At 68.2% G+C, this 12,362-nt stretch carries 8 protein-coding genes and 4 riboswitches; all 8 genes read left to right on the plus strand.

What is annotated here, in order from left to right:
- The first annotated feature begins 100 nt into the window (after positions 1–100).
- The 8 genes from HTA01S_RS02245 (at position 101) to HTA01S_RS02280 (ending at position 12,362) form a co-directional block, all read left to right on the plus strand.
- Positions 101–2,263 (plus strand): glycosyltransferase family 39 protein, encoded by a 2,163-nt coding sequence (locus HTA01S_RS02245; RefSeq protein ID WP_068166919.1) that lies wholly within the window; start codon positions 101–103, stop codon positions 2,261–2,263.
- A gap of 15 nt (positions 2,264–2,278) precedes the next feature.
- Positions 2,279–2,374: riboswitch (glycine riboswitch) on the plus strand.
- Between the two features lie 21 nt (positions 2,375–2,395).
- Positions 2,396–2,499: riboswitch (glycine riboswitch) on the plus strand.
- Positions 2,500–2,574: 75 nt separating this feature from the next.
- Positions 2,575–3,711, plus strand: a complete 1,137-nt coding sequence (gene gcvT, locus HTA01S_RS02250; RefSeq protein WP_068166920.1) for a glycine cleavage system aminomethyltransferase GcvT — start codon at positions 2,575–2,577, stop codon at positions 3,709–3,711.
- 36 nt (positions 3,712–3,747) lie between these two features.
- The gene (gcvH, locus tag HTA01S_RS02255; protein WP_068166921.1) at positions 3,748–4,113 is read left to right on the plus strand and encodes a glycine cleavage system protein GcvH; all 366 of its coding nucleotides are present in this window, start codon (positions 3,748–3,750) and stop codon (positions 4,111–4,113) included.
- Positions 4,114–4,287: 174 nt separating this feature from the next.
- Positions 4,288–7,221 (plus strand): aminomethyl-transferring glycine dehydrogenase, encoded by a 2,934-nt coding sequence (gene gcvP / locus HTA01S_RS02260; protein WP_068166922.1) that lies wholly within the window; start codon positions 4,288–4,290, stop codon positions 7,219–7,221.
- A 10-nt stretch (positions 7,222–7,231) separates the two neighbouring features.
- A riboswitch (glycine riboswitch) is annotated at positions 7,232–7,326 on the plus strand.
- 18 nt (positions 7,327–7,344) lie between these two features.
- A riboswitch (glycine riboswitch) is annotated at positions 7,345–7,451 on the plus strand.
- Positions 7,452–7,513: 62 nt separating this feature from the next.
- Positions 7,514–8,764: a D-amino acid dehydrogenase gene (locus HTA01S_RS02265; RefSeq protein WP_068166923.1), complete on the plus strand. Its 1,251-nt coding sequence runs from the start codon at positions 7,514–7,516 to the stop codon at positions 8,762–8,764.
- 171 nt (positions 8,765–8,935) lie between these two features.
- A complete protein-coding gene (locus HTA01S_RS02270; RefSeq protein WP_068166924.1) occupies positions 8,936–10,327 on the plus strand; it encodes an L-serine ammonia-lyase in 1,392 nt (463 codons plus the stop codon).
- A 161-nt stretch (positions 10,328–10,488) separates the two neighbouring features.
- Complete coding sequence (locus HTA01S_RS02275) at positions 10,489–11,409, plus strand: esterase/lipase family protein (protein WP_068166925.1); 921 nt, start codon at positions 10,489–10,491, stop codon at positions 11,407–11,409.
- 2 nt (positions 11,410–11,411) lie between these two features.
- Positions 11,412–12,362 carry a lipase secretion chaperone gene (locus HTA01S_RS02280; RefSeq protein WP_157571932.1) on the plus strand — a complete coding sequence of 317 codons (951 nt, stop codon included), beginning with the start codon at positions 11,412–11,414 and terminating at the stop codon, positions 12,360–12,362.

Consider the following 12,362-nt stretch of genomic DNA (forward strand, 5'->3'; position numbering starts at 1 on the left):
TAAAATCACAATCGAAAAACATTGTCAACGCCCGTCCAAGAAGACTCGACGGCAGCGCAGGCACCCGGCGTCCTGTCACGCGCCCAACGAAATCCCCCGTATGCCCGCAGACCGCATCGCTTCCCTTCGCTCCCTGTCACTGGGCGGGTCGGTCTTCCGCACACTGCTGGTGCTGGTGCTGGGTCTGGTGACCTACGTCGCCCTCGCCCACCTTCACCAGAGCCTGGAGGTCGACTTCGAGATGCGGGTCGACCACGGCGGGCCTGTCGAAATCTATTACGACGTGCCGGGCAGCCACTTCGACCCCCGCTTGCGCGAAACCCGCAAGGCTGCCCAAGACAGCTGGCAACGCTATTCGATCGCCATCCAGGGCTACCGGGCCATCGAGGAAGTCCGCATCGACCCCATGACACAGCCGGGCCGGTTCGAGATCAGTGAAGTCCGGTTGTCCAGCCGCTGGGCCGAACAGCAACTCAAGGGAGAGGCGCTGCAGGCCGCGTTGCAGACCAACACGGAACTGAAGCTGGTCGCGGCCTCGCCACAGGCCATCACCTTCGAGAGCACCGGCGCCGACCCCTTCCTCAGCCTCAAGGTCCCCAAGGCCTTCTTCCGGCCACACCTCGGCGTCGTGGTCCCCCGTGGGCTGCTGTGGGCCCTAAAGATTGCGGCGGTCTGGCTGCTGCTGGAGGCGCTGGTCGGCTACCTCGCCCGTCGCCAACCGGCCCTCTACGCCCGGGTCCGCCATTCTTTCGTTCACGGCTGGGCCCTGCCCCTGCTGCTCTGCACCGGCCTGACCTACCACAGCGCCAGCAACATCACCGACGGCCCGGTGCTGGGCGACGGCGTCCAGAACCTGCTGATCGCCACCAACCTGTACAAACACGGCGTGTTCTCGCACGAAGGGAGCGCCAACCCCCTGCCCACCGACTTCCGCGAACCCCTGCCGCCCATGGTGGTCTATGCCTACCTGGAGCTGTTCGCCCCCTCCAACAGCGAGCACCTGGGCTTCGGCCATTTCCGGGCCGGCGATCTGACCCGCTTCGTGAAGATGAGCAACCTGCTCTGGGTGTTCACCGGGCTGCTCGGCGTGTGGCTGCTCACGCGCCGGCTCACACACAGCGTCACCGCCACCCTCACAGCCACCCTACTGGCCTATGTGTTCTTCTTCAACGCCCGCGAGTACATCGACACCTTCTACACCGAGCTGACCACGGCCACGGCGATTGTCTGGGGTTCGTACCTGCTGTACCGCGGCGTGAAAGACAAGAAGACCGGCTTCTTCCTGGCCGGTGGCGCCACCATGGGGCTGCTGGCCCTGACCAAGGCCTCATCGATTTACATCAACGTGGTCGCCCTGCTGTTGCTGGTGGCCGTGATGCTGCTCGCGCGCCAACGCATGCAGGTTTCAGTGGGCCGGATCGCCACCTGGGGGCTGGCCATGGGCCTGGGGCTGGCGGTGGTCGTGGCACCCTGGATGGTCCGCAACCACCTGCAGTTCGACAGCGTGCGCATCTCGGATCGTGGGGGGCTGATCCTGCACGGCCGGGCAACGCTCAACAACATGACCAACGACGAAGTCATTGGCCTGATCTATGAGAAAAGCCCCACCATCTACCGCCGGCTCGTCGACGGAACGCGGCTCGGCCAGAACGGTCGCGACGAGTTCGAGCGTGGCGGGCGCTGGCAACGGCTCAACCGCGGGCTCTCCAGCTTCTGGAAGTCGGACATCGAGGCCATTCGTGCGGGCCGCCCGGACCTGGCCGTGAGCTTCCATGCCGAGGCCGGCGCGCGGTACACCATCCTGGTCAACCAGCTCAGAGTTCAGGGCAAGCACTACCCGGAAGAGGTGGTCGACGGCATGCGGCGCCAGGAAGCGATCCAGATGCTCAAGGAGCGCCCGGTGCGCCATCTCGTCATGACCCTGCCATTCTTCTGGCATGGTTTCTGGGGCCTGAAAAAGGTCGAGATTCCACTCGTGAGCCTGGCGACGCAGGACGCCATCGTGGAGGTGCTGAACCTGCTGGCCGGGCTGGCGCTGTTGACCGCCTTCTTCGTGGGCCTGCTGCGGCGCCGCCCCGACCTGCTGGCCGTGACCGTGCTGCCGTTCGGCCTGATGTCGTTCTACGCCTTCGTGTCCCACAACATTCCGCGCTATATGTCGCCGGCCCACCCCATCATGCTGATCCTGCTGGTGGCGGTGGTGGTGGCGGTGCTGAACGGGCAGTTTTCGCGCCGCCCCAACCCCGTGGTGGCCGCGGCCTGAGGTAAACTCCGCCGGTCAGGAGAGCGCGCCCCGCACGGGGCGCCGCCGAAGGCGCAGGAGACCGGGCCGCATCTCGCGGGAAGGTCCTGAACGCTCAGGCAAAAGGACTGGCAACCACCGCTTTCACAGGCGGTGTCCCCCACTGGAGAGAGGCCGCCCCCGAGGCGGTCCACCGAAGGAGCAAGTGCGGCATCGTCCGCGCGAATCTCTCAGGTAAAGCGGACAGAGGGGCAGCGCACGGATGCACCGTGTTGACCCTCTGCCCAGAGGCCTGCCCCCAATGAACGCCCGAGCGTTCCGGAAAGCCCGCCGTGTCCCACAGCTCCGCCAGTACCGACCTGCTCCAGACCCCGCTGAACGCCCTGCACCTTGAACTCGGTGCCCGCATGGTGCCCTTTGCCGGCTACAGCATGCCGGTGCAGTACCCCGCCGGCCTGATGGCCGAACACCACCACACCCGCGCCGCCGCCGGCCTGTTCGACGTCTCGCACATGGGCCAGCTCACGCTCTCCGGCCCCGATGCGGCCGCCGCGTTCGAGTCGCTCATGCCGGTCGACGTGATCGACCTGCCCGTGGGCAAGCAGCGCTACGGCCTGCTGCTCAACGACGAAGGCGGCATCATCGACGACCTGATGTTCGTCAACCGTGGCTCGGACATCTTCGTGATCGTCAACGGCGCCTGCAAACACGGCGACCTGGCCCACATCGTGGAGCGCATCGGCAAGCGCTGCACCGTGGAGTCTCAATTCGACCGCGCCCTGCTCGCCCTCCAAGGCCCGCAGGCCGTGACCGCGTTGCAGCGTCTGCTGCCCGGCGTGGAAAAACTGGTGTTCATGACCGGTGCCGCGTTCACCTGGAACGGTGCCGACCTGTTCGTCACCCGCAGCGGCTACACCGGTGAAGACGGCTGCGAAATCTCCCTGCCCGCGGCCAGCGCCGACGCGTTCGCCCGCGCCCTGCTGGCGCAGCCCGAGGTCAAGCCCATCGGCCTGGGCGCGCGCAACTCGCTGCGCCTCGAAGCCGGCCTCTGCCTCTACGGCAACGACATCGACACCACCACCACGCCGGTCGAGGCGACGCTGAACTGGGCGATGCAGAAGGTGCGCCGCACCGGTGGCGCGCGCGCCGGCGGTTTCCCGGGTGCGGCCCGCGTGCTCGGCCAGCTCGACGGCACCGAAGCCCTGACGCGCAAGCGCGTGGGCCTGGTCGCGCTGGAGCGTGTGCCGGTGCGTGAACACGTCGAACTGCAGAGCCTGGACGGCCAGAAGATCGGCGAAGTCACCAGCGGCCTGCTCGGCCCCACGGCCGACAAGCCGGTCGCCATCGGCTACGTCGCCCCCGGGTTCGCCGCCATCGGCACCCGCGTCAACGCCCTCGTGCGCGGCAAGGCCGTGCCGATGGAGGTCGCGCCCATGCCCTTCGTTCCCAATAGATACTTCCGCGGCTGAGCCGCCCCATTTCAACTTTCTTCACCGGAGCCCACCATGACCACCAAATACACCGAAGACCACGAATGGATCAGCGTTGACGGCGACATCGCCACCGTCGGCATCACCCACCACGCGCAGGACGCGCTGGGCGACGTGGTGTTCGTGGACCTGCCCGAAGTGGGCAAGACCCTGGCCCAGAAGGAAGTGGCCGGCGTGGTCGAGTCCGTCAAGGCCGCGGCCGACGTGTACATGCCCGTGAGCGGCGTCATCACCGAAGTGAACGAGGCCCTGCGCGCCGACCCGGCCCTGGCCAACAGCGACCCGCTGGGCGCCGGCTGGTTCTTCAAGGTCAAGCTGTCGGACGCCTCGCAGTTGGACGCCCTGCTCGACGAAACCGCTTACGCCGCTTTCGCGGCTTGAGCTTGACCCACCCCCGCCGCGCTGCGCGCGACCCCCTCAAGGGGGCGGCGCTGGCGGCCCGGCGAAGCCGGTTCCGCGGCGCCCGCGGATGGGGTCACTTCTCTCGATGCGGCGGTCATTCGCCATGCTGAACCGCAGAACCCAGACTTTCCTCTATCGCCACAAGGTCGTCCCATGCTGATGCCGTCTGTCAAACCCCTGGATGAACTCGAAAACGCCTCGGAGTTCATCGCCCGCCACATCGGCATCAGCGAAGCCGACGAAACGCTGATGCTGTCGGTGATCGGCGAGGCCTCGCGCCGCGCCCTGATCGACGGCATCGTGCCGCGCAGCATCGCGCGCAGTGCGGGCATGGACCTGCCGCCCGCCGTGACCGAAGCCGCCGCACTGGCCGAGCTCAAGGCCATCGCGGCGAAGAACCAGGTGTTCAAGAGCTTCATCGGCCAGGGCTACTACGGCACGCACACCCCCGGCGTGATCCTGCGCAACGTGCTGGAAAACCCCGCCTGGTACACCGCCTACACGCCCTACCAGGCCGAGATTTCGCAGGGCCGCATGGAAGCGTTGGTGAACTTCCAGACCATGGTCACGGACCTGACCGGCATGGCCATCGCCAACGCGTCCATGCTCGACGAAGCCACCGCCGCCGCCGAGGCCATGACCCTGGCGCGCCGTTCGGTCAAAGCCAAGGGCAACGTGATCGTGGTGGCCGGCGACGCGCACCCGCAGACCATCGAAGTGGTGCAGACCCGCGCGAAGCCGCTGGGTCTGACGGTGAAGCTGGCCAACTCGGCGCAGGAATGGACCGACGCGCTCGCGGGCGACGACTACTTCGCCGTGCTGGCGCAGTACCCCTCGACCAGCGGCCGTATCGACGACCTGCGCGCCGAGGTGCAGACGGTGCACGGCAAACAGGCCGCCTTCATCGTCGCGGCCGACCTGCTGGCCCTCACCCTGCTGGTGCCTCCGGGCGAATTCGACGCCGACATCGCGATCGGCACCACGCAGCGCTTCGGCATGCCCATGGGCGCCGGCGGCCCGCACGCCGCCTACATGGCCTGCCGCGACGCATTCAAGCGTTCCATGCCCGGTCGCTTGGTCGGCGTGAGCGTGGACACCCACGGCAACCCGGCCTACCGCCTCGCGCTGCAGACGCGCGAGCAGCACATCCGCCGCGAGAAGGCCACCTCCAACATCTGCACGGCGCAGGTGCTGCCGGCCGTCGTGGCCAGCATGTACGCCGTGTACCACGGCCCACAGGGCCTGAAGCGCATCGCGCAGCGCGTGGCCGCCTACACCGCCGTGCTGGCGCAAGGTCTGCGGCAACTGGGCTGCACGCTGACCAGCGAGTCCGCCTTCGACACGCTGACCGTGAAGGCCGCCGACGCGACCCAAGCCCAGGCCATCGTGGCCAAGGCGGTGGCCCAGGGCGCCAACCTGAAGCGGTCCTGGGGCCAGTACGTGAGCATGTCGCTGGATGAAACCACCACGCGCGACGACGTCGCCCTGCTGTGGTCGGTGTTCGCCCAGGACGGGCAGGCTCTGCCCAGCTTCGACGCCTTCGAGAAGGGCGTGGAGCCGCTGATCCCGGCCGAGCTGCGCCGCACGAGCAGCTACCTCACCCACCCGGTGTTCAACAGCCACCACTCTGAGACCGGCATGCTGCGTTACCTGCGCGCGCTGTCCGACAAGGACCTCGCGCTGGACCGCAGCATGATCCCGCTGGGCAGTTGCACCATGAAGCTCAACGCGACCAGCGAGATGATCCCCATCACCTGGCCCGAGTTCGCCAACGTGCACCCCTTCGCCCCGGCCGATCAGCTCCAGGGCTACAAGGAACTCGACGAACAGCTGCGCGCCTGGCTGTGCCAGGCCACGGGCTACGCCGGCATCAGCCTGCAGCCCAATGCCGGTTCGCAGGGTGAATACGCCGGTCTGCTCGCCATCAAGGCCTTCCACGACTCGCGCGGTGAAGCGCACCGCAACATCTGCCTGATTCCTTCATCGGCCCACGGCACCAACCCCGCCAGCGCCCAGATGGCCGGCCTGCAGGTGGTGGTGACCAAGTGCGACGAAAGCGGCAACGTGGACCTGGCCGACCTGCAGGCCCAGTGCGAAAAACACAGCGCCAACCTGGCCTGCGTGATGATCACCTACCCCTCCACCCACGGCGTGTTCGAGACCACCGTGAAAGAGCTCTGCGCCCTGGTGCACAGCCACGGCGGCCGGGTCTATGTGGACGGCGCCAACATGAACGCCTTGGTCGGCGTGGCCGCGCCGGGTGAGTTCGGCGGCGACGTGAGCCACCTGAACCTGCACAAGACCTTCTGCATTCCCCACGGCGGTGGCGGCCCGGGCGTCGGCCCGGTCTGCGTGGTGGAAGACCTGGTGCCGTTCCTGCCTGGTCACCGTGCGGGCGCCGAGCCGGCCGGTGTGTGCGGCACGCCGGAGGCGGAAGACAAATTCCGCGTCGGTGCCGTCAGCGCTGCGCCTCTCGGCAACGCCGCCGTGCTGCCGATCAGCTGGATGTACATCCGCATGATGGGTGCCGACGGCCTGAAGCACGCCACCGAAGCCGCCATCCTGGCCGCGAACTACATCAGCAAGCGCCTGGCGCCGCACTACCCCACGCTCTACGCCTCGACCAACGGCCACGTGGCGCACGAGTGCATCCTGGACCTGCGCGGCTTGAAGGAAACCAGCGGCGTGATGGCCGAGGACGTGGCCAAGCGCCTGATGGACTACGGCTTCCACGCGCCCACGCTCTCCTTCCCCGTGGCCAACACCCTGATGGTCGAGCCCACCGAGAGCGAGACGCTGGAAGAGCTGGACCGCTTCATCGACGCGATGATCGCCATCCGCGAGGAAGTCCGCCGCGTGGAAAAAGGCGAATGGCCGCAGGACGACAACCCGCTGAAGAACGCGCCGCACACGGCCGACAGCCTCATGAAGACCGACTGGCCGCACCCCTACGCACGCGACGTGGGCGCCGCCAGTGCATCGACCCGCGCACACGCCAAGTACTGGCCGCCCGTGGGCCGCATCGACAACGTCTACGGCGACCGCAACCTGTTCTGCAACTGCATCCCGGTTTCCGAACTGGCCTGATCGCCCGTTTTTCGCCACAGCGGGAGAGACCAGGGCCAGCGAGCCCTGGCGCCGAAGGAGCAACCACCCCGGAAACTCTCAGGCACCCCAGACCGCTGGAGCGCATCCGGTGCGTATCGCCGCACCACACACTCTGAAGAGCGGCCGGGATTCGTCGTCCCGGCCCACCGCAGGAGCAAGCCCGCCACACCGGTGGGTGAATCTCTCAGGTCACAAACAGAGGGGGTCATGGCCCGCACACGGTGTGCGGGTCGTGCCTTCCTTGTTTGACGGCTTCGAAAGAGAGATTCCCATGGCACACCTCATCGTCATCGGCGGCGGCATCACCGGCGTCACCAGCGCCTACGCCCTGGCCCGCCAGGGTCACCAGGTCACCCTGATCGAAAAGCACCGCTACGCGGGCATGGAAACCAGCCACGCCAACGGCGGGCAACTCTCGGCCTCCAACGCCGAGGTCTGGACCCACCCGTCCACGCTCGTCAAAGGTCTGAAGTGGATGCTCAAGGCCGACGCGCCGCTGCTGGTCAACCCCAAGCCCTCGTGGCACAAGCTCAGCTGGTTCGCCGAGTTCATCGCCTCCATTCCGAAGTACCGCGACAACACCATCGCCACCGCAAAGCTGGCCATTGCCGCGCGCGAACACCTGTTCGGCTGGGCGCAGGCCGAAGGCATCGATTTCGACCTGAAACAACAGGGCATCCTGCACATCTACCGCGACCGCTCTGGCTTCGAGCACGCAGGCGAGGTGTCGAAACTGCTGGCCGAAGGCGGCCTGCCACGCCGCGCCGTCACGCCCGACGAGATGCGCGCCATCGAGCCCACGCTGCAGGGCCAGTACTTCGGCGGCTACTACACCGAGAGCGACAGCACCGGCGACATCCACAAGTTCACCCACGGCCTGTCTCTCGCCTGCGAGCGCCTGGGCGTGAAGCTGCTGACCGGCCAGACCGTGGCGCGCGTGCGCAGCTCCGGCCACACCGCCCACGTCACGCTCGCCAATGGCGAAGAGCTGAGCGCCGACGCGGTGGTGGTCTGTGCCGGCGTGCACAGCCGCGCCCTGGGCGCGCAGCTCGGCGACCGGCTCAACGTCTATCCGGTCAAGGGCTATTCCATCACCGTGGCGCTGAACGACGCCCAGAGCCAGGCCGCCGCGCCCACCGTGAGCCTGCTCGACGACGAAACCAAGCTGGTGACCAGCCGGCTGGGCGACGACCGCTTCCGCGTGGCCGGCACGGCCGAGTTCAACGGCCTGAACCTCGACATCCGCGCCGACCGCATCCGCCCGCTGGTGGACTGGGTGAACCGCTGCTTCCCCGGCGTGAGCACGCGCCGCGTGGAACCCTGGGCCGGCCTGCGGCCCATGATGCCCAACATGCTGCCGCGCGTGGGCGCGGGCCGGCTGGCCAACGTGTTCTACAACACCGGCCATGGCCATCTGGGCTGGACGCTTTCTGCCATCACCGCGCACCAGCTGACCGGGCACGTGGCACAGTGGCAAGAGGGGCTGGCGCCGCGCGCCGTGCTGCAGTCCGCCACAGCTTGAAATGAAGCACCCCCGCGCCGCTTCGCGTCACCCCCTCAAGGGGGCGGCACTGGCCGTCCGGCAAAGCCGGCCCGGCGGTGCCCTGGGCTGCACCACTTCAGGTGTTGCGGGTGACGCTGCGGCGCCATGGAACACATATACCGGCCCCTACAACCAATACAAGGAGACACCATGGCCATTTCGGCTTTTGATCTGTTCAAGATCGGCATCGGCCCCAGCAGCTCGCACACCGTGGGGCCCATGCGGGCTGCGCGGCTGTTCGTCGCCGGGCTGCAGGCCCACGGCCTGCTCGCGCAGGTGGCGCGCGTGCACTGCGGGCTGTACGGCTCGCTGGGCGCCACCGGCAAGGGCCACGGCAGCGACAAGGCCGTGCTGCTCGGCCTGTGCGGGCACGAGCCCGAGTCGGTGCCGATCGAATCGGTGGAACCGACCATCGATGGCATCCGCTCATCTGGAAGCATCCGCTTGCTGGAGCAGCACACCGTGGCCTGGAACAACCGCGAAGACCTTTCCTTCTTCCGCAACCAGACCCTGCCCTTCCACGCCAACGGCATGCGCCTGAGCGCCTGGGACGCCGCCGGCACGCTGCTGGCAGAGCGCACCTACTACTCGGTGGGCGGCGGCTTCGTGGTCAGCGATGAGGTGGCCGCCGACGGCAGCAAACAGAAAGTGATCGCGCCCGACGCGACCCAGCTGCCCATCCCGTTCCGCTCGGGCGACGAACTGTTGCAGCGCTGCCGCGAGCAGGGCCTGTCCATCGCTGGCGTGATGCGCGCGAACGAGCGCCACTGGCGCAGCGACGACGAGGTGCGCGACGGGCTGCTGCGCATCTGGGTGGCGATGCAGGCCTGCGTGGAGCGCGGCTGCCGCACCGACGGCGTGCTGCCCGGCGGCTTCAAGGTCCGTCGGCGCGCACCGCAGCTCTACCGCGACCTCACACAACACCCCGAAAAGGCCCTGACCGACCCGCTGGCCGTGCTCGACTGGGTCAACCTCTACGCGCTGGCGGTGAACGAGGAAAACGCCGCTGGCGGCCGCGTGGTCACAGCACCCACCAACGGCGCGGCCGGCATCGTGCCCGCCGTGCTGCACTACTACCGGCGTTTCGTGCCCGGCGCGAACGACGAGGGCGTGGTCGACTTCCTGCTCACCGCGGCGGCCATCGGCATCCTCTACAAGGAAAACGCCAGCATCAGCGGCGCCGAGGTGGGCTGCCAGGGCGAGGTGGGCGTGGCCTGCTCCATGGCCGCTGGCGCGCTGTGCGCGGTGCTCGGCGGCACGCCCGAGCAGGTGGAGAACGCGGCCGAGATCGGCATGGAGCACCACCTGGGCCTGACCTGCGACCCGGTGGGCGGCCTGGTGCAGATCCCCTGCATCGAGCGCAATGCGATCGCCTCGGTCAAGGCCATCAACGCCGCCCGCATGGCGCTGCGCGGCGACGGCGTGCACCACGTCAGCCTGGACAAGGTCATCAAGACCATGCGCGAGACCGGCGCCGACATGAAGACCAAATACAAGGAGACTTCGCGCGGCGGGTTGGCCGTGAACATCGTGGAGTGCTGATTGGCTACCCCTGTGCCGCCTGTGGCGTGACCCGCTTGTTGCGTCCCACCGCACCCGTCGGTACAAACCCTCTCCCCAAGCGAACGGTCGTTCTATTACAAAGTGGGGCCGATTGGTACCAATCGGTACCAACTCAACAGACCAACGAGGAGACGGACGACATGAAGAAACTTCTGCCCATTGCCGTGCTGGCCGTGGCGGCGTGCGTGGCCATGCCCGCCAGCGCCCAAAGCGGTTACACCCAGACCCGGCATCCCATCGTGCTGGTGCACGGCCTGTTCGGCTTCGACGCCATCGGCCCGGTGGACTACTGGTGGGGCGTGCCGTCCGCACTGCGCAGCAGCGGGGCCAAGGTGTACGTCACCCAGCAATCGGCGGCCAATGCCAGCGAGGTGCGTGGTGAACAGTTGCTGGCCGAGCTGCGCCGGCTGCAGGCCGCTTACGGGTACCAGAAGTTCAACCTGATCGGGCACAGCCACGGCGGTCACACCATCCGCTATGTGGCGGCCGTGGCGCCCGAGCTGGTCGCTTCGGCCACCAGTGTGGGCTCGCCCCACGCCGGCAGCCCCGTGGCCGACGACATCGAGGCCGCGGTGGACGGCACCGGCAGCACGGCGGTGGCCGCGAAACTGATGGATGCCTTCGCCGGCCTCGTGAGCGCCCTGTCGGGCGAAGCCAAACCCCAGAACTCCGAAGCGGCCATGCGTTCGCTCACCACCCAGGGCAGCGCCGCGTTCACCCAGCGCTTCCCCGCTGGGAAACCGAGCGAGCCCTGCGGGGAAGGCATGGCCGTGGTCAACAACGTGCGCTATTACTCCATCGGCGGCACCGGCGTGGTCACCAACCTGCTCGACCCCACCGATGGCCTGATGGCCGTGGGCTCGCTGAGCTTCAAGGGTGGCGCCAACGATGGGCTCGTGGGTCGCTGCTCTTCACACTGGGGCGTGGTGCTGCGCGACAACTACCCGTGGAACCACCTTGACGAGGTCAATCAGGCCTTTGGCCTGCGCGGGCTGTTCACCCCCGACCCGGTGGCCTTCTACCGCACCCACGCCAACCGCCTCAAGCTGGCCGGGCTCTGACGATGGGGCGCCCACAGCGTCTCTGGGCCGTGGGGGCCGTGCTGTGTGCCGCAGGGGTGGCGGGGCTGGTGGCCCTGCTGGCCCCGTCACCGGCGGTCCCGCCCCCGGCACAGCCATCCGCTGCACAGAGCAGCGCGGGCCCGGGCTGGAGCCTGCTGGCGCTGGGTGGCGCAGACAGGCCATCGGCCAATGCCGCCCCGCAAGCGCCCCGCCCACCCGTAGCGCCTGAAGATCTGTGGCACACCCTGTTGACCGATGGGTCCCTGCGGGGCGCCGAACTCGATGGCGCCTGGGGCGCCTGGGACGGGCGGCGGCTGACCCCCAGCGCCGACTTGCGCCGCCGCTTCGACCAGCTGCTCACCACCCTGGGCGAAACACGGCCCGACGAACTGCGCCTGCTGGTGGCCTGGCTGGCCGAACGCGACCTGGGGCCCCCGGGCGCGCAGGCGGTGCTGGAGGTGTGGGACCGCTACCTGAAACTGCAGCAACACGCCTTCCGCGAGACCATGGACCTGGGTCGGCCCGAGCGCTGGGCGTCCGTGCTGCAGGAGCGCCAGCTGGTCAGGCGGGAGCTGCTGGGCATGGCCTGGGCCGATGCGTTCTATCGGGAAGAAGAAACGGCCTTGCGCCAGCGCCTGGACCGGCCCCCCCAAACCCAGAGCGCGGCCGAGCCTGTGTGGACCGCTGCGGCGCCCGCGGGCCTGGCGCCGCAAGCCTGGCACCACGAGCGGGTGGTGGCGCTGGGCCAGGAGGCGGCGGATCGGTTGCAGGCCGAGGAACGCGCCCAGGCCGAGTGGGAACAACGACTGACCACGGCCCGCTCGACCATCGAGCACCTGTCCCGTGCGCCCGAACTCTCACCGGGCCAGCGGCAGGCAGCGGTGCAGAACTGGCTGAATCAGCATTTCCAGGGTTCTGAACGGCTGCGTGCAAGCGCGCTGCTGGGCCTTTAA

The organism is Hydrogenophaga taeniospiralis CCUG 15921 (assembly GCF_001592305.1).
In the GTDB taxonomy this organism is placed as follows: domain Bacteria; phylum Pseudomonadota; class Gammaproteobacteria; order Burkholderiales; family Burkholderiaceae_C; genus Hydrogenophaga; species Hydrogenophaga taeniospiralis.